Annotated in this window: 17 protein-coding genes; 10 read left to right on the forward strand and 7 right to left on the reverse strand. The window is 72.3% G+C overall.

From position 1 onward, the window contains the following. Positions 1 to 6 precede the first annotated feature (6 nt). From ACWGI6_RS07420 to ACWGI6_RS07460, 9 genes are all read left to right on the forward strand, one after another. The gene (locus ACWGI6_RS07420) at positions 7 to 732 is read left to right on the forward strand and encodes a class I SAM-dependent methyltransferase (protein WP_393905605.1); all 726 of its coding nucleotides are present in this window, start codon (positions 7 to 9) and stop codon (positions 730 to 732) included. Further along, positions 729 to 5225, forward strand: coding sequence for an alpha-(1->3)-arabinofuranosyltransferase domain-containing protein (locus ACWGI6_RS07425; RefSeq protein ID WP_453266602.1), 4497 nt, complete (start codon positions 729 to 731; stop codon positions 5223 to 5225). The genes ACWGI6_RS07420 and ACWGI6_RS07425 overlap by 4 nt, the downstream gene beginning before the upstream one ends. Beyond that, positions 5222 to 6700 (forward strand): condensation protein, encoded by a 1479-nt coding sequence (locus ACWGI6_RS07430; RefSeq protein WP_453266603.1) that lies wholly within the window; start codon positions 5222 to 5224, stop codon positions 6698 to 6700. Before ACWGI6_RS07425 ends, ACWGI6_RS07430 begins: the two co-directional genes overlap by 4 nt. Then, positions 6697 to 7458: a class I SAM-dependent methyltransferase gene (locus ACWGI6_RS07435; RefSeq protein ID WP_453266604.1), complete on the forward strand. Its 762-nt coding sequence runs from the start codon at positions 6697 to 6699 to the stop codon at positions 7456 to 7458. Before ACWGI6_RS07430 ends, ACWGI6_RS07435 begins: the two co-directional genes overlap by 4 nt. A gap of 4 nt (positions 7459 to 7462) precedes the next feature. After that, complete coding sequence (locus tag ACWGI6_RS07440; protein WP_453266685.1) at positions 7463 to 8395, forward strand: DMT family transporter; 933 nt, start codon at positions 7463 to 7465, stop codon at positions 8393 to 8395. Beyond that, positions 8382 to 8606: a Trm112 family protein gene (locus tag ACWGI6_RS07445; RefSeq protein WP_453266605.1), complete on the forward strand. Its 225-nt coding sequence runs from the start codon at positions 8382 to 8384 to the stop codon at positions 8604 to 8606. The genes ACWGI6_RS07440 and ACWGI6_RS07445 overlap by 14 nt, the downstream gene beginning before the upstream one ends. Further along, entirely contained in the window at positions 8603 to 9412 is an 810-nt protein-coding gene (locus tag ACWGI6_RS07450; RefSeq protein WP_453266606.1) for an FkbM family methyltransferase, read from the forward strand. The genes ACWGI6_RS07445 and ACWGI6_RS07450 overlap by 4 nt, the downstream gene beginning before the upstream one ends. After that, on the forward strand, positions 9396 to 10055 hold the full coding sequence (locus ACWGI6_RS07455) for a hypothetical protein (RefSeq protein ID WP_453266607.1): 660 nt from the start codon (positions 9396 to 9398) through the stop codon (positions 10053 to 10055). The genes ACWGI6_RS07450 and ACWGI6_RS07455 overlap by 17 nt, the downstream gene beginning before the upstream one ends. Before the next feature lie 140 nt (positions 10056 to 10195). Continuing rightward, positions 10196 to 11227: a rod shape-determining protein gene (locus ACWGI6_RS07460; protein WP_393905597.1), complete on the forward strand. Its 1032-nt coding sequence runs from the start codon at positions 10196 to 10198 to the stop codon at positions 11225 to 11227. A gap of 87 nt (positions 11228 to 11314) precedes the next feature. Here the strand turns inward: ACWGI6_RS07460 and ACWGI6_RS07465 are convergent, their stop codons facing one another. The 3 genes from ACWGI6_RS07465 to ACWGI6_RS07475 all read right to left on the reverse strand — a co-directional run bounded on the left by ACWGI6_RS07465 (position 11315) and on the right by ACWGI6_RS07475 (position 12953). Next, on the reverse strand, positions 11315 to 11911 hold the full coding sequence (locus tag ACWGI6_RS07465) for a histidine phosphatase family protein (RefSeq protein ID WP_453266608.1): 597 nt from the start codon (positions 11909 to 11911) through the stop codon (positions 11315 to 11317). After that, positions 11908 to 12315 (reverse strand): thioredoxin, encoded by a 408-nt coding sequence (gene trxA / locus ACWGI6_RS07470; protein WP_453266609.1) that lies wholly within the window; start codon positions 12313 to 12315, stop codon positions 11908 to 11910. The genes ACWGI6_RS07465 and trxA overlap by 4 nt, the downstream gene beginning before the upstream one ends. 275 nt (positions 12316 to 12590) lie before the next feature. Continuing rightward, positions 12591 to 12953 carry a cupin domain-containing protein gene (locus ACWGI6_RS07475; RefSeq protein WP_393905594.1) on the reverse strand — a complete coding sequence of 121 codons (363 nt, stop codon included), beginning with the start codon at positions 12951 to 12953 and terminating at the stop codon, positions 12591 to 12593. Between the two features lie 375 nt (positions 12954 to 13328). Between ACWGI6_RS07475 and ACWGI6_RS07480 the strand changes: the two genes are divergently transcribed. Further along, positions 13329 to 14204 (forward strand): glycosyltransferase family 2 protein, encoded by an 876-nt coding sequence (locus ACWGI6_RS07480; protein ID WP_453266610.1) that lies wholly within the window; start codon positions 13329 to 13331, stop codon positions 14202 to 14204. 7 nt (positions 14205 to 14211) lie between these two features. On the opposite strand, the gene ACWGI6_RS07485 is transcribed toward ACWGI6_RS07480, so the two are convergent. From ACWGI6_RS07485 to ACWGI6_RS07500, 4 genes are all read right to left on the reverse strand, one after another. Continuing rightward, complete coding sequence (locus ACWGI6_RS07485; RefSeq protein WP_453266611.1) at positions 14212 to 15165, reverse strand: DUF5996 family protein; 954 nt, start codon at positions 15163 to 15165, stop codon at positions 14212 to 14214. A gap of 510 nt (positions 15166 to 15675) precedes the next feature. After that, complete coding sequence (locus ACWGI6_RS07490) at positions 15676 to 16170, reverse strand: SitI3 family protein (RefSeq protein WP_453266612.1); 495 nt, start codon at positions 16168 to 16170, stop codon at positions 15676 to 15678. 14 nt (positions 16171 to 16184) lie between these two features. Beyond that, entirely contained in the window at positions 16185 to 17465 is a 1281-nt protein-coding gene (locus ACWGI6_RS07495) for a putative T7SS-secreted protein (protein WP_453266613.1), read from the reverse strand. Then, entirely contained in the window at positions 17462 to 17788 is a 327-nt protein-coding gene (locus ACWGI6_RS07500; protein ID WP_453266614.1) for a hypothetical protein, read from the reverse strand. The genes ACWGI6_RS07495 and ACWGI6_RS07500 overlap by 4 nt, the downstream gene beginning before the upstream one ends. Positions 17789 to 18012: the final 224 nt, after the last annotated feature.

The raw sequence follows: 18012 nt of genomic DNA on the forward strand, positions 1-18012 counted from the left end.
GCCCCGGTGCGCGACCCCTCGCTGCGCAGGTCCTACGCCCTCTTCCGCGCCTTCCTCCGGGAGCAGACCGCGCCCGGACACTGCTACCGGCTGCTCGCCCGCGACGCCGCCGACCAGGTCGAACGGTATGTCCCGCTGGACGGCGCGGTGGTCGCCGACATCGGCGGCGGCAGCGGCCACTTCACCGAGGAGTTCCGGCGCCGCGGCGCCCAGGGCTATCTCTTCGAACCCGACACCGCGGAACTGACCGCGCACGGCCGCTCCCCCGAGGGCGCCGTGGTCGCCGACGGCTATCTGCTGCCGCTGGCCGACGGCGCCGCCGACATCTGCTTCTCCTCCAACGTCCTGGAGCACGTCGCCGACCCGCAGACCTTCCTGAGCGAAATGGTGCGGGTCACCCGCCCCGGCGGGCTGATCTACGTCGCCTTCACCAACTGGTTCTCCCCCTGGGGCGGCCATGAGACCGCACCCTGGCACTACTTGGGCGCCGAGCGGGCCCGTGCCCGTTACCGGCGGCGGACCGGCAAAGCGGCCAAGCACACCCTGGGCGTCAACCTCTTCGCCGTGCACATCGGCCGCACGCTGCGCCAGGTGCGGGCCCGCGACGACGTCAGCGTCGTCACCGCCCGCTCCCGCTATGCGCCGTTCCTCGCCGAGGCCATCCCCCGCCTCCCGGGCGTCCGGGAGGTCGCCACCTGGAACCTCCTCCTCATTCTCCGGCGGTTGCCATGACCCAGACCCTGAGGCCTTCCCCGTCCCCCGGCTCGCCCGACGCCGGGGACCGGCCGGCCCCCGTCCCCACCCCGTCTCCGGGCCAACCCCGCGGACGGCGCTGGCTGCTGGCGTTCTGGGCGCTCGCGCTGGCGGGCTTTCTCGCGTCCGCGCCGGGGAAAATGACGTTCGAGACCAAGCTGGGGGTGACCACGGCCCCCTGGAAGTTCCTCGGCGATCTCGGGCAGCTGTGGCACGACCGGGCGGGCTTCGGCGGCCTCGCCGACCAGTACATCGGCTATGCCTTTCCCTCACTGCCCTACTACGGCCTGACCGACCTCGCCCATGTCCCGGTGTGGCTGGCCGAGCGGCTGTGGATGTCGCTGATCGTCACGGCCGCCTTCTGGGGCGCGCTGCGGCTGGCCGAACGGCTGCGGTTCGGCACCCCGTCGGCCCGGCTGCTGTCCGCCGCCTGTTACGCCCTGTGGCCGACCTTCACCCTCGTCATCGGCTCGACCTCCGCCGCCGCGCTCCCCGGCGCGCTGCTGCCGTGGGTGCTGCTGCCGCTGACCGACGCACGGGCCGGGGCCCGCCTCGCGGCGACCCGCTCGGCGCTGCTGATCCCCTTCATGGGCGGCGTCAACGCGGCCTCGACGCTGGCCTCGCTGCTGCCCGTCGGCCTGTATCTGCTCTCCCGTACGGGGCCGCGCCGGACGAAGCTGCTCGCCTGGTGGCTGCCCGGTGTCGTCCTGGCCACCGCCTGGTGGGTGGTGCCCCTGTTGCTGCTGGGTCTGCACGGCGAGAACTTCATGCCGTTCATCGAGCAGGCCGACACCACCACCGGCACGGTGTCCGCCACCGAACTGCTGCGCGGCGCCGGCAACTGGACCGGCTACCTCAACTTCGGCACACCCTGGCTGCCGGCCGGCTGGACCATGACGGCGCAGCCCTTCGCGGTGTGCGGTTCGGCGCTGGCCGCGGCGTGCGGCCTGGCCGGTCTGGCCCGCCGGGATGTGCCCGAGCGCCGCTGGCTGCTGCTGACCGTGCTGGCCGTGGCGCTGATCGAGCTGGCCGGATACGGCGGTGCGCTGGGCGGGCCCGTGCACGGCCTGTGGCAGGACTGGCTGAACGGCCCGCTGCGCCCGTTCCGCAACATCTACAAATTCACCCCGGGCCTGGCCCTGGCCCTCACCCTCGGCCTGGCGCATCTCCTCGCGGTCGCCACCGAACGCCGCGGCACCCGCCGGATCCCCGCCCGTCACCGCCTCCCGCTGGTGGCCGCGCTCCTCGTGCTGCCCGCCCTCGCGCTACCCTTCCTCACCGGCACCGTGCTCCAGCCCGGCGCCTTCACCGAGCTGCCGTCCTACTGGGCGCGGACGGCCGGCTGGCTGACGGCGCACACCCCGCACAGCCGCGCCCTGGTCGTCCCGGCCACGGCACACGGCATCTACACCTGGGGCTCCCCCATCGACGAGCCCCTCGATGTCCTCGCCCGGTCCCCCTGGGCCCAGCGCGACTTCGTCCCCTTCGGCACCCCGGGCGCCCGCCGCACCCTGGACGCCGTCGAGCAGGCGCTGCTGACCGGCGCCCAAGTGCCGGGGCTGCGCGACTACTTGGGCCGGGCCGGGCTCCACGACGTGGTGGTCCGCAACGATCTCGACCCGGACCAGATCGGCTATGTCCCGCCACAGACCGTCAAGCGCACCCTGGAGGCGTCCGGCTACCGCAAGGTGGCCGCCTTCGGTCCGCTGACCACCGGCGGCCGGATCCCCGCCGAGGCGCCGCTCCAGATCCAGGGCCTCTATCCGCGGCAGCGCGCCGTCGAGATCTACCAACCGGAAAACACACCCGAGCCCGGTCCGGTCACCGCCCGCGCCGTCGCGGACACCGCACAGCTCAGCGGCGGCCCGGAAGCCCTCCTCCAGCTGTCCGCCGACCCCGCGCTGCGGCGCCGGCCCACCGTCCTGACCGGCGACCGCCACCCCGGCCTCGGCACTCCGCCGCTCCAGCTGACCGCCGACGGCCTGCGCCGCGCCGACACCCGCTTCGGACTGGTCAACAGCAACACGTCGTACACGTACACGGCCGACGAGCGGAACCACCCCGACAGCGTCCAGGACCCCGGCCGCCCGCCCCGGCAGATCCTGCCGACCGCCGGCCCCGGCCACCAGACCACCGCGGTGCTCCGTGGCGCGTCCTCGGTGACCGCCTCCACCAGCGGCAACTGGCTCTTCCAGCTGCCGCAGTACGACCCGGTCAACGCCTTCGACGGCAACCCGGACACCGCCTGGGCGGAAGGCAGCGCCGGCGACCCCGTCGGCCAGTGGATCAAGATCGCCTTCACCCGGCCCACCGCCCTTCCGCCCTCGCTGTCCCTGACCCCGCTGCCGGGGGACGGGATGCGCGCCGCCCCGACGTCCGTACGGTTGGAGACCGACCGCGGCAGCGCGGAGAGCACCCTGCGCCCGGACGGAACGCCCCAGCGGGTCAAGGCCCCGGCCGGCAGGGCGGCATGGCTGAAGGTGACGATCCTCGGCTCGCAGACCCCACGGGCCGGACTCTCCGGTGCGGGCTTCCGTGAGATCTCCGTCCCGGGGGTCCAGGTCACCCGGCTGCTGCAACTCCCCACCGACGCCCAGCGCTCCGACGCACCCGCCGAGACCTACGCGCTGCACCGCGGCAGCGACCCGGGCGGCCTCTCCCCCGTCTCCGCGGAGGTCGGGCTGCACCGCCAGTTCCGCACCGGCGCCGCCGCCGCGTACCGGATCGCCGGCAAGGCGCTGGCCGTCCCCGGCCCCGAACTCGACCGGCTGCTCGACCGGATCGCACCGGAACAGAAGGACCGGATCACCGCCACCGCGGACTCCACCAGCTTCGGCTTCGGAGGCTCGCTCAGCCCCCGCAACCTCGTCGACGGCGATCTGACCACCGCCTGGATCGCCGGGGACCGGCCGACGCTGCATCTGCGCTGGCCCGGCCGGAAGAAGATCGACCGGATCGTGCTGGCCGCGGCCGGCGGGATCTCCACCCGGCCCGAGCAGATCCAGGTCAACTCGCCGGACGGGGCGGCCACCGCGGGCGTCGACGAGAACGGCCAGGCCCGCTTCGACCCGATCACCACCGACCGCCTCGACCTCACCATCAGCAAGGTCGCGCCGCTGACCCTCCACAACCCGGTCGCCGGCCAGGCCCTGCAACTCCCGGTCGGCCTCAGCGAGGTCTACCTCCCGGCGCTCGACGCCTACCGCACCCCCCGGCCCGCCGCCGGCGCACGCTTCTCCGTCGGCTGCGGCCAGGGACCGATGCTCGCCGTCGACGGCGTCCTGCATGCCACCAAGGCCGCCGGATACGTCCGCGACCTCACCGAACGGCGCCCCGTCGACGTGCAGTTGTGCGCCGGCGAGGCCCGCGACGGGCGGCTGGAGATGCCCTCCGGACGCCACCGGGTGGAGGCGGGCGACCAGGGACCGCTGGCGCTGACGGATGTGACGCTGCACAGGGGCGGGACGGCGCGGGCGCGGACCACGGGCTCCGGGGCGGATCCGGAGGCCACCGCTCCGGTGCGGCAGGCCACCGCCCACGACTGGTCGGGGGACCGCCGCACCGTCGCGGTCGGCTCCGGCCGGGCCGTCTACCTCCAGCTGCACGAGAACGCCAACGACGGCTGGCACGCCACCCTCGACGGCCGCCGGCTGACCCCGCTCCGGGTGGACGGCTGGCAGCAGGCCTTCCTCGTCCCGGCCGGCGCCGGTGGAACCGTCGTGTTCTCCTACGGCCCGGCCACCGCCTACGTCCTGGGGCTGATCGGCGGCGCGCTCGGCCTCGCCCTCCTGCTCGTCTCCGCCCTCGTCCGCCGCACCCCGCGCACGCCGCCCCCGGCCCCGCTGCCCCCACCCGCCCCGTCCTGGGTGCTGGGAGTCCTGATGCTGACCGCGGTGGTCGCCGTGGCCTCCGGGCCCTACGCGCTGATCGTGCCGGTGCTCGCACTGGTGGCCCGCTTCCGGCCGCCTCTCCTCGTCCCCCTGGCCCTGGTGGGGATGCTGGGCGCCGGCGTCGTGGCGGCCTTCGGCGCGGGAGAACCCCTGGCCGCCGGAGTGGGCGCCTTCAGCGGCACCGCGCAGGCGCTGGCGCTGCTGGCGCTGACGGCGGCGGTGGTCACGGTCCCGGCGAAGGCTCCGTCACCGGCACCGGCGCGGCCCTCGGGGCGGGCGGCGCCGGGGGACGGAGCGGACGCTGACGGACCGGGAGGGGACGGTCCGGGGGCGGTCGGCCCGGGACGGAACGAGCCGGGCGCGGACGGACCGGGAGCGGAGGACCCGTCGGGCCCGCCACCGCCATCGCCGCTCCCGCGCCGCTCACGAGGTGCCGTGGCCGGGCCCGGTGCGCCGGTTGCCGGGCGCCCCCTCGTGGCCCGGGGGCGAACGCCGGGTGACGGCCCGGCCCGGGCCGATCGACGGCGCCCGGCCGGGCCGCCCGTACCGCCACCCGACAACGGGGAGGACACCGCCCGATGACCGCACTGGAACCGGCCGCCGACTCGCCCGCCGCCTCCTTCGGCGGTCCACCGCGCGCCCCCGCCCCCACTCCCGCCCGGGTCCCGTTCCCGCTGGTCGATGAGGTCTCCCGGCACTGCCTGACGGACGACGAGCCGGAGACCGTGCACCTCGAAGTGCACCTCCCCGGCCGGGTCGATCCCGTACGCCTGCGCACCGCGTTCCACCGGGCACTCGCCCGCCACCCGCGCATCCTGATGCGCCAGGCGCCGGTCCGCTGGTGGCACCGCCGCTACACCTGGCAGCTCACCGCCGCCCCGGACGTGGACCCGGTCGACTTCCCGCCCCCCGGCCCCGATGCCCTCGCGCGCGCCAGGCAACGCGCGCTCGCCGACAGCCCGCCCCTGGATGCCTCGCCCCCCGTACGGCTGGAGGTGATCGCACCTCCCGGGGCGGCGGACGGCACCGTGCTGCTGCTGACCCTCCATCACACCGCGCTGGACGGCCCGGCCTGTCTGCGCGTCCTGGCCACCGCCGCCGAGTTCTACGGCGGCGCCGACAACTCCCCGGCCCCCTCGCCCGTACGCGCCCCCGGCGCCCGCACCGAACAGCCGCGCCTCGACGACGACCCGGCCGGCCGCCACCGCCTCTCCCGCCCGGCGCGGATCGCCGCCCACCCGGCCCCCGGCAGCTCTTCCCGGCACGGCAACGGCATGCTCCTCGTCGAGCTGCCGGTCCCGGACCGTCCGCCGCGCGCGCCCGGCCGGGCCGCGCCGTACACCGTCAATGACCAACTCCTCGTCGCCACCTGGCTGATGGTGGCCCGCTGGAACCGGCTGCACGATCCACGTCATGGTCCGCACGGCGCGGGTGGCACCGCCGCCCCGGTCGTCATCACCATGCCCGTCGACGACCGGCCGCGCGGCATCGAGATGCCCATCGGCAACGGCACCCGGCTGGTCCCGGTCGGCTTCGGGCCCGAGGAGTGCCGGGACGCCGGGCCGCTCACCGCCGATCCGCCCGACCCGGACGCGGTGGCCCGGCTGCTGCGGCGGACCGCCGCCCGCACCCGCGCCCTCAAGTCCGCGCCGCCCGGCCGTCAACTCGGGCTTGCGGGAGCGGTGTTGACGGCACCCGTGCTGCCGGTCGGGGTGCGCGGTGCCCTCACCCGTGCGCTGCGCACCGCCGCCGCGCCCTGGACCTCCACCACACTCCTCTCCAACATCGGCCGGATCCCCTACCCGCTGGACTTCGGGGACGCCGGCCGGCCGACCGCGGTGTGGTTCTCCGCCCCGGCCCGGATGCCGCGCGGCCTCACCGTCACCACCGTCTCCGTGGCCGGCCGGATCCAGCTCGCACTGCGCTGGTCCCCTGCCCTCCTGGACGACCGGGCCGGCGCCCGGCTCGGCGCCCTCTTCCGCTCCTCGCTCGCCGCCACCGCCTGGACGAGCTCCCCGGACACGCCCCCGCCCCCGGCCGGAGGAGGTGCCCGATGAGCCGGCCCCCCGCCGCGGCCACCGGTGTATCCCCTGACGGGCTGCGGGACTTCTACGAGAACCCGGCCGTACCGGTCGCCTCCGGCACCGCCCGCAGCGCACGGCAGGCCCGGCTGCTGGCGCGCGCCCTGGGGCCGGTACACGGGGGCGCTCCGGCCGCCACCATCCTGGACATCGGCTGCGGCGACGGCACGGCCGCCGCCACCGCGGCGGAGGTCCTCGCAGGCCACCGCCTGGTCGGCGTGGACTGGTCGCAGGACGCGCTGCGCCGCGCCCGCACCCGTATCCCCTGTGCGGTACGCGGCGAACTGACCGGCGACGGGCTGCCGTTCGCGGCCGGCTCCGCCGATGCGGTGCTCTTCAGCGAGGTCGTCGAGCATCTCGTCGACCCCGATGCCGCCCTGGACGAGCTGCGCCGGGTCCTGCGCCCCGGGGGTCATCTGATGCTCTCCACGCCCAACCTCGCCGCCTGGTACAACCGCGGACTGCTGCTCGCCGGGGTCCAGCCCGTCTTCTCGGAGGTGAGCATGCGTCATATCCACGGCCGGCCCGGCACCCAGGTCGTCGGCCATCTGCGGCTCTACACCGCCCGTGCGCTGCGCGGCTTCCTTGCGGCGTCCGGCTTCGAGGTCGTACGGATCGCCGGTGCGCCGTACCACGACGTGCCGCGGCCGCTGCGCCCCCTCGACCGGGCCGCCTGCCGTCTCCCGTCGCTGGCCTCCATCCTGCTCGCCCATGCCCGCCGGAGAAGGGAGTAGCGCGATGCCGTGGTGGGGCGTGGCGTCCGCCCTGCTCGCCAACGTCCTGTACAGCACCGGCTTCGTGCTGGAGAAACGCGCGCTGGCCGGGCTGCCAGCGCTGAGCACCCGGCGACCCGCCCGGGTCGTCCGCGAGCTGCTGTCCAGTCCGCTGTGGCTCGCCGGCTCACTCGCCCTGGCTGCCGGGTTCGCCGCCCAGCTCGCCGTCTACCGCACGCTGCCCCTCGCCGCCGCGCAGGGCATCTTCGTCTCCGGTCTGGTCCTGCTGCTGCTCCTGTCCTCGGCGGTGCTGGGCGAGCGGACCAGCGGCCGGGAGCGGCAGAGCATCGTGGCGATCCTGCTCGCGCTGGTGCTGGTCGTCGCCTCCCTCCGCGGCGAGGACGCACGGGCCGTCGCCCGCACAGCGCCGCCCACGACACTGCTGCTCATCGCCCTGCCGTCGCTGGCCGCCGGGCTGCTGCTGTACGGCTCGGCGGAACGGCGCGCCCGGCGCCGCCATCGCCTGCCGACGGCGGGCGTCCCCTACGGGGTGGCCGTCGGCCTGCTCTACGGCGTCAGCTCGCTGGCCATCAAGGGCGTCGCCGGCCTGCTCACCACCCACGACATCCCGGCCGCCGCCGCGCAGCTCCTCCGCTCGCCCTACCCCTACCTGCTGCTCTTCACCGGCGCCACGGGGCTGGTCCTGTCCCAGACCGCCCTGCAACGCTGCCGCGCCTCCGTGATCGTCCCCGTCTGCACCACCGTCACCTGTGTCTTCACCGTCGCCTGCGGCACCGTGGCATTCGGTGAACCGCTGCCCGCCGATCCCCTGCGCCTCGCGCTGCGGCTGGGCGGCACCGCCGTCGCCCTGTCCGTGCTGCTCGCCCTGCCCCGCCATGACACCCCGGCCCCCGTACCCCCCACCCGCACGACGGAGTTGAGCCATGAAGCCCGATGACCCGCTGCTGAAGATCCTCGCCTGCCCCCTCGACAAGGGCCCGCTGTCCCTGCTCGCCCCCGGCGACGCCCTCTACAACCCCCGGCTGCGCCGCCGCTATCCGGTCCTCGACGGCATCCCCCAACTCCTGCCCTCCTCCGGCGAACAGCTCACCGATGCCGAGCACGCGCAGGCGCTGCGCCGCCTCGCCGACCGGGAGCCGCGGTCGTGACGCTCGCCGCGCGGCTGGGCCCGCATCTGCCGGCCCGGCTGGTGTCGGCGGTGGCGGCCGGGCTCTATCCGCGTTTCGAGCCGGAGCTGCGGCGGCTCGCCGACTTCTGCCCGCCCGGCGGTACGGCGGTCGACGTCGGCGGGTGGTACGGCCCGTGGACCCGGCGGCTGGCCGGGCGGGCCGACCGGGTGGTCACCCTCGAACCGGTCCCCCACCTGGCCCGTCTGCTCGCGTCCGTCACTCCTGCGCATGTCGAGGTGGTGTCCGCGGCGGCCACCGACCATGCGGGCTGTGCCACCCTCTGGCTGCCCGCGGAAGGCCGCGGCGACCGCGGGGTCTCCTCGCTCGTACGCCGCGAGCTGCACACCGCCGCCCTCGCCGTGCCCTGCCTCCCCCTGGACGCGCTCGCTCTGGCGTCCGTCACCCTCATCAAGATCGATGTGGATGGCGCCGAGCTGGCGGTACTGCGCGGCGCCGAGCGCACCGTCGAGCGTGAACTCCCGGCGCTGTTCGTCGAGTTGGAGACCCGCATCCAGCCGCTCACCCCCGTCCTGGACTGGACGGCGGCCCATGGCTACCGCGGCTGGGTCCTGCCGCACGACCGCTGGCTGCCGCTGGCCGATTTCGATCTGCCCGCCCATCAGTCCCGCACCTGCCACGTCGCCGAGCACGGTCTGCTCCGCCGCTCCCTCGCCCCGCACCGCCGCTACGTCAATTCCGTGCTCTTCCTCCCCGACGGCGACCGTCCCGGATTCCCCGGCGCCCGCGCCATCCACGACCATGTCCCTCATGAACGGCACCTCTGACCATGACCCGCCCGCCGACTCCGGCGCCGCGGCCGGCCTGCCGGGACCGGTCGCCTTCCAGCTCGTCCTGCTGCGCCGGATGGCCGACCACCACCCCGACCTGGTCGAGGACGCCCTGCGCACCTTGCAGGTCTCCCGTGCGGACCTGCGCGAGGCCAACCGCCGCTGGCAGGCGCGGATGCACGCCCCGCGGGCGCGCGGCGGCGTCCAGCCGTATCGTGCGCTGCTCGGCACCCCCGAGACCGTCACCGCCCGCCGGCTCGGCGACCTGACCTGCGAGGCCCTGACCTGGCCCGTTCCGCTGTGGCCCGATCTGCGGTTCGAGGTCCTCACCGGCGCCGGGGGCGCCGTCTTGAACGCGTGGCTCGTCCGGGCACCCGGCGCCACCGCCCCTGACCTGCGGACGACCGAGGATCTGCGGCCCTGGTCGTGCACCGTCGACGAGGTCGCCCGCGCCTTCGCCCCGGCCCGCCCGATGGAGGGCACCGCCCCCACCCGATGGCAGCTGGCCTGCACCGCCCCCGGACCCGACGGCAGGCCCCAGGACATCGTCGCGGAATTCACCTGGGGGCTGTACCAGCGGCTGACCGGCGCGGCCCCCGCCACACCGGCAGATGGCCGCGACCTCACTCCTTCGCCCTAACCGCCCCCTCCCCGTCCCCCGAGCGGACCTTTCCAGCAGGCGGGCGGCCGCGCACGACCGGAGGATGGCGCACGAGCGGTCCCTGCGAACGGGCCGCACGAGCGCTCCGTCCATACCGGCCCGTCGGGGAGGAATCATCCATGACCATCAGCCTCGCCCAATTGCGGCGGTGCTCGGCCGCCGTCGACCTCGGAGCGGCCCGGACCAGGGTGTATGTGAAGAACCAGGGGCTGGTCGTCGATGAGCCGACCGTCGCCGCCATCAACACCCGCACCGGGGCGCTGCTGGCGGTCGGTGCTCAGGCCGAGGTGATGGACGGGCGCACCCCCGACTACATCCGGGTGGTGCGCCCGGTCTCCAACGGCACCATCGTCGACATCGACATGGCCCAGCGGCTGCTGCGCACCCTGGTGGGCGACCGGATGCGCAAGACCTGGCGGCGCCGGCCGGCGATGCGGGCCGCGGTCTGCCTCGCGTACGGCAGCGAGCCGCTGGCCCAGCGGGCGGCCGTGGAGACGCTGACCGGGCTGGGTGCGCGGCGGGTGGAGCTGGTCGACACCCTGGTCGCCGCGGCGGTGGGCTCCGGGCTGCCGGTGGAGCAGCCCGAGGCCACCATGATCGTGGTGTGTGGTGCGGGAACCACGCAGGTCGCGGTGCTCTCCCTCGGTTCGATCGTGGCGGCGGAGACCGTGCCGGTGGGCGGCAACGCCATCGACCACGCGGTGATCCAGCATCTGCGGCTGCACCACGAGCTGATGCTGGCGGGCCAGGCGGTGCGCCCGCTGCAGATGATTCTCTCCGGCGGCGACGGTCTCACCCCCGGCTCCACCGAGGTGCACGGCCGGGATGTGGTCAGCGGGATGGCCCGCTCCGTCCACGTCGACACCGAACGGGTCCGCGACGCCATCACCACCCCGCTGACCGCGATCCTCGACGGCATCGGGGCCGTACTGCGGCGCTGCCCGCCGGATCTGGTGGCCGACCTCGGGGAGCGCGGCATCGTGCTCGCGGGCGGCAGCGCACTGATCCCCGGGCTGGAGCCGATGATCCATCAGGCCACGGCCATGCCGGTGCACACCGCGGACCGCCCCGACACCTGTGCCGTCATGGGCCTCGGCGCCATGATCGAGGGCAAGGTGCAGCCCCTGCACCTCGATCCGATGGATCCGTAACAGCGCGCCCGCCCGGCTCTCGTCGCACGGACGCCGGGCATCACGGCCAGCGGGCATCACGGCCGCCGGCGGGCCGCACTCCGGGCGCTACAGGCTCCGGGCGTTCCAGGCGACCATGGCGGGGCGGTCGTGCTCGGTCCCCAGGACGCCCACCGCCCCGGTCTCGAACGTGAACAGCCCGCCGGCGGTGGCCGGCAGCCCGAGCCTGCGGGCGGCCAGCACCCGCAGGAAGTGCGCATGCGCCACCAACGCCACATCCCCTTCGTCGGCGGCGAGCTGTGCCGCGATCCGCGCCAGCACCCGGTCGGCACGCGCCCCGACCTGCTCCGGTGACTCCCCGGGATGTCCGTCGGGCCCCTCGGTGACACCGTCGGAGAACAGATACCAGCCGGGCCGGCTGCGGTGGATCTCGGCGGTGGCGATGCCCTCATAGCCGCCGTAGTCCCATTCCCGCAGGTCGGCGTCGATCTGCGGGCGGGCGAGGCCCGCCAGCTCGGCGGTGCGCAGCGCCCGCTCCATCGGGCTGGCGTACACCTGCCCGATCTTCCGGTCCGACAGCAGCGGCCGCAGTGCGCGGGCCTGCTCCTCACCGTTGGCGGTCAGCGGCAGATCGGTCCAGCTGGTGTGCCTGCCGTCCCGACTCCACTCGGTCTCGCCGTGCCGGACCAGAAGGAGGTCGCTCACGAGCCCTGCGCCTGCTGCCCCTGCTCGGCCTGCGCCTGCTCGCCCTGCTGGTCCTCGGTGACCGACGCGCGGACCTCATCCATGTCCAGCGCGCGGGCCTGGCCGATGACGTCCTCCAGGGCCTCCTCGGGCAGCGCGCCCGGCTGGGCGAAGACCGCGATGTTCTCGCGGACGATCATCACGGTCGGGATGGACTGGATCTGGAGGGCCTGCGCCAGCTCGGGCTGGGCCTCGGTGTCGACCTTGGCGAAGACCAGGTCGTCGTGCGTCTCGGACGATCGCTCGAAGACCGGGCCGAACTGCTTGCACGGACCGCACCACTCGGCCCAGAAGTCGATGAGGACGAAATCGTTGCCGGAGACGATTTCGTCGAAGTTTTCCTTGGTGAGCTCGATGGTGCTCATGCGTGTTTCCCTGCTTCCGGTCTGTCGACGATTGCCAGTCGGTCTCCGGGTGCGGTAACGGGTGCAACCCCTGACGTATTCCGCACGCCGGACCGTCCCGCACCCCTGCCCACCGATCGCGTTCCTAGACATAGCAATTCGCGTGGGAATCCCCACGCCGCCCACCGGCCTCCACCACGGCCCCGAGCACACCCCCGCCCCCCTGGATTCCCCCTCCCGGTGCGCTCCGCGGCACGTCGCACGCACGGCTTCCCCGAAGCGCACCACGCCGCCTCTCAGCTCTTCGCCTTGGCGTAGCTGGTCGCCATACCGCCCGCGAAGTCGTACACGACGACCTGTTCGTCCCCCACGACCCAGGCATCGTGACCGGGCGAACAGACGAATACGTCGCCGGCGCCCACCTCGGACTCCGCGCCGTCATTCATCCTGATACGCATACGGCCTTGGACCATGAAGCAGTTGTGGTGAACCTCGCAGCTGTCGGTCCCGGCAATCGGCCCCACCGACTCCGACCAGCGCCAGCCGGGCTCGAAGGTGGCCACGGCGAAGTCCAGTCCGGTGAGGTGCAGGGCTTCGAGGTGACCCCGGGGAAAGTCGCGCCGTTCATCCGGCTTGTCGACCGTCTTGACTTCCATCATGAGGGCTTCCTCCATCCACCCCCCTGGTCATCCGTGCATCCCCCCTGGTCCTTCCATGGTGCGCCGCGACGGGGCACCCGGCCACCGCGTCCCGCCCGGGACGCGCCGGATTCCACCGGCCCGCCGGATCGGGCCGCCCCCGGATCCCACCGGTACAGGGATGTCCCCGGCAGACCCCGGCCCGGAGGAGCACGGCAACCCGAGCGACTCCCCGGGGCGCGGTGAACGTGCTCCTCGGCGGGCGGTTGCGGTGCCGGACAACCGGCGGCGGACGGCCCCCCGGCCGGGATGTCGCCGCGGAGGTGCCGTAGCGCGCAGTCACCTCCCCCGGCGGCTAGCATCACGAAAGGACCGCCAAGAACGGAGCATTCTTCTGTGCGTCATCTGCGCGTAGGCGTCGCCATCTTGACCATGGGAAACCGTCCCGCCGAGCTGCGGGCGCTGCTGGACTCGGTCGCCAAGCAGGACCTCCGGCCGGCACACATCGTGGTCATCGGAAACGGCTCGCCGCTCCCCCCGCTGCCGCACGGCGCCGTGGGCGTCGAGCTGAGCGACAACCTGGGCGTCTCCGGCGGCCGGAACGTCGCCCTGGACGAACTGCGCAAGCTCGGCGACCTCGACGTGGTGGTCGATCTGGACGACGACGGCCTGCTGATCAGCCCGGACGTCTTCAGCCGGCTGGCGGAACTGCACACCGGCGAGCCGGAGTTGGGGATCGTGAGCTTCCGGGTCGCCGACGAGCTGGGCCGCACCCAGCGCCGGCACGTCCCCCGTCTGCGCGTCGGCGACCCGGCGCGCGGCGGCCTCGTCACCACGTTCCTCGGCGGTGGACACTCCCTGTCCGTCCCGATGCTGGACAGAATCGGCGGCTGGCCCGACGAGTTCTTCTACGCGCACGAGGAAACCGACCTGGCCTGGCGGGCCTTGGACGACGGCTGGCACATCCGCTACGCACCGGAGCTGGTGCTCCAGCACCCCTACACCTCGCCCACCCGGCACGCCGTCTACCACCGCATGGTCGCCAGAAACCGCGTATGGCTGGCCAAGCGGCACCTTCCCGCGCTCCTGGTACCGCTCTACCTCGGCGTATGGGCCGCACTGACGGCCGTCCGCAGCCGCTCGGCCGCGGGCATGCGGGCCTGGGCAGCAGGTTTCGCCGAGGGAGTACGGACCCCGTGCGGCCGGCGGCGGCCGATGCACTGGCGCACGGTGTGGCGCATGACGAGGCTGGGCCGCCCCCCGGTCATCTGAGGAGCCCCTAAGGGGTCCCTCCCGGCTCCGTACGCAGATACGGGTCCGTCACCCCGCCCGGGCAGGCGAGCCGTTCGCGGTCCCATCCCGCACGCCGGGCGCCGGCCTGATACGCGCTTTCGTAGAAGCCGAGCACGGCGGCACGGGGATCGTCCGCGGCGCGGGCCTCGTCGTACGGCAGCACCGCCAAGTGGCTGCCGCCGCGGTCGACCCACTGCGCCGCCGCGGGCTCCAGCGGCTCCTCGGCCAGTTGCGCGGGCTCCGGAGCGGTATAGGAGTAGAACGCGGGCGCGCCGAAGGAGTCGTCCCCGAACCAGAACCCGAAGCTGATGACCTCGCGTGAGTACGCCTCCCGGGTCACCGGGTCGACCTGACCGGGCTGGTCGATGTGCCGGTCGGAGAACCGGGTGTGCGCGATGTCGAAGGTGTGCCAGAAGTGGTGCACCGGGCTGACCTTCCCCGAATAGCCCGCGGCGAACTCCTCCAGCACCGACGCCACCTGGCTGAGCACCCGCCAGTAGCGGTTGGCGTGCCCGGCATCGTAGGTCGCATGCTCGGTGTCCTCGGAGAACGGCCGGGCGGCGTCGGGCAGGTCGAACGGCCGCGGGATGTCGAGCTCCACCCGGACGCCCAGCGCGGCCAGCGCGTCCATGACCGCGTCGTGGAAGGACGCCACCGACCGGCCGACGAGCGGGAAGGAGAGCGTGCGGCCGTCCAGCGTCGCGACGACCATCCGGTGACCGACGAAGTCGAAGTCCATCGTGAAGATCGGGTTGCCGTCGAGCTGTCCCATCGGACGGGTGGTGATGCCGCGTCCGGTCAGATGGAACGGCACGTTCCACCAGTGATTGCGCCGGGCACCGGCGGCCAGCCGGACCTTCCCGACGATCTGCGCAAACCGATGGAGCGTCTCTTTGGTGTCCCGCCATTCGGCGAACGGGATCGGCGGAAACAGCTCCATCGTCATCACCTGCCCTTCCCGCCCAACACTCCTGACGGCCGGACGGGGCCTGGACGACCATGATGACCATGCCCCCGGACGGACGGCACGTCGTCGCACCCGAGAGGCCCAACAGCCTTCACACGGCACACCGGCGGGCCATGACCGGCACATACGCCGTGCTGAAGGCGCCCGGGAAAGGCGCCGCCGACCGTCATCACGGAACGTCCCACCGGACCGTGCTCCGGACATATCCCGTTTACACAGGTCAGGGCGCTTTTCGGTCCGTCGGAGCCCTGGGCTTTCCTGAACTTTCCCGGTCGTTCCGGCCCCTTCCGGGTCCCTGGGCCCCGTCCGGGCCCCTGGAAGACCCCCCAAGCCAGGCACCTGATCCGGTAGTAAGTCGCTGGGGCGCTTCCCAGCACACAACGGCGCTGATCACCGATGCGAGCAGAAGTCTCATGAACCCGCACGCAGCGGAGTGCCTTACCGGCGATAAGAGCTCAGCGCCCAGGCGGTGCCTGTTGGTGGTCACTCGTCGGAAAACGCGTGCGTGGCGCGTCGATAGGGCCGGGAGACCGCAGCCAGCCGCTGCGGGGGCCACAGGTCGTCCCGCTCATTCAGGCTCATTTCGCCTGAACGACGCAGCATCCAGATGACCTCGAACTGGAAGTGCAGCACCGCATCGCCGGCGACCCGGTCCAGTAGGCGGGACGCCAGCCGGATCATTTCGTCCTGCTGGTCGGAGTGCTCACTTGATCTGGCGAGTTCGAACATTACGGATACGTTCGGACTAAACCCCAGATCGGTGACCACAGGGTGCCGCGGATCCGATCTCTCTTCACCCACACGAAGCCACAGACCAGTCGTGGTCACCGCACCTTCGTCGAGTAGCAGTTCGGGGGTGACTGACGCGTCGAACAGATCAAGCGACCGGGCTACGTCGCACATTTGCCAGGCGACCTGCAACACGGTTTTCTCCGTCGCCGCCATGTCGAGACTGTAGGAAATTGACATGCGGATCATCCTCCTCGCAGGTTCTAGGGAAAGAGGTGCAATATGTTGCCTTCTTTATCGATGGCAATTACCTCTTTGAGCCCTGGGGTTGGCCAATCGTGCAACTGGGCGTTCATCTTGGACACGTCGACGGCACTGTCCCTCAAGTTCAGCACGACACGTTCCGTTTGCATTTTTACGACCTTCTTCTCCATCTCCCTGGCGATGTTTCGGGCGTTGCCACCGCTGGGCGAATAGCAGTCGAAGACCTTGTCATTAATTTTATAGTCTGGGTTCCTGCTGCCGGGCACTTGAGGTGAATGCTCGACGTCGTAGCCATGCTGGGCCAACCTGTCGGCCGCCTCGTTCTGACGGCTCAGCGCACGGTGGGTCTCAGGGTCTGCCTTCTTGGATATGGACTCCGGATTTCCCTGCGCCTTGGCATTTGGGTCGGGGTCTCGCTTAGGCAGGGTGTGACCGGGTTCGTTGGGTTCTCCCTTACTTCCGCCTCCGCCCCCTCCCTCATTGGAGCTCATCTCCACGCGGTCGGGGCCCGCCGCGTCCTTCATGATGTTGCTCGCCCCGACACCGGCCATACCGAGGCCGCTGCTGATCGCAGCGGCCGATACCGCGGCGGCCGGTATACCCAGAGCCGCACCGGCCCCGGTGGCATCGAGAGCGATGCCGGCCACCTCCCCGCCCGCGCCAACGGTCGCCAGCCCGGCGCCAAGGAGCATCGACCCGACCGAACCTGGGTCCTGCAGCATGGCATTGCCTACCGACGCGAGGTCGGTCAGGACGGTTTCCCCGGCGTCTGCGAGGAAGTCTCCTGCATCCGAGAGGAAAGAACCGATGTCGTCACCGAGTTCGGACCAGAAACCGGGCTCCGGAGGTGCCAGGTCACGCGCCTGCCCGACGATGTTGGCGGCCTTCTGGCCGGCGGTGTCCCACTGGCTGTAGGCGTTGTCCAGCTTCTCTTTTGCGGCCTCGTGATGCGACTCGCCGGAGTCCCACAGCCTAAGGGCGCTGTCCGCTTCGCTCTGAGCCCAGGTCAGCGTTGCTATGTATGAGTCCAGGGCCTTCGCGGCGTCATGGAACGCGTCGCCGGCGCGCAGCCACTTGCTCGGCTGGCCGTGGTAGGCATTGCGGAACGCCTCGGCAGCATCACCGCTCCATCCGTCGCTGGTGTCGATGCGCTTGAGGCCCTCACCGGCGCGATGAAGAAGGTCACCGTACGCCTTCAGTGCCGCCTGCGTGTGACGCAACGAGGGTGCGTTACCGGGAATAAGTGCTTTGGCGCCGCCACCCTGTCCGAGTTCCGTCACCGCCGCTTCACCGCCGGATCGTTGTTTCCGTGCAGAATTCCGTGGAATTGCTTGTGGGTGTGCTCCTCGACCCTGTGGTAGGCATTCACGTTTGCCGTCAACCGAGTGGCGATTTCCTGCCCGTCCTTTGCGAGGTTGTCGACGCCGCGCTGCCAGCGGTCAAGGAAATCGGACAACGTGCTAGCCAGCGACTCGTGTCCGACTTCAGACTCGCTGTGCGGAATGTTGCTTACCTTCTGCACGCTGATTTCGTCGAGCGTGCCATTTACCCCCGCGGCGGCTTTCTCCAATGCTTCAAGGTCGACTCGGTAATGATCAGCCATCTCTGAACCCCCCGCTCAGATCGCCGCTGCCCAGACATTAAACGATCCAAGCCTGCCAAAGGCCCTGATTCGGTTTGACTGCTCTGCACCGTTATGGGGAGAACGCGGACACACCTTGACATGATCATGGATGGTGATTGATTCACTCTTTGCGGATATTTTGCAAGCGGGAATCATCTTTCATCGCGCCACGGTGGATTGCAGACCCGCGAGCTGCTGCTTCC

Source organism: Streptomyces sp. NPDC054786, assembly GCF_053611685.1.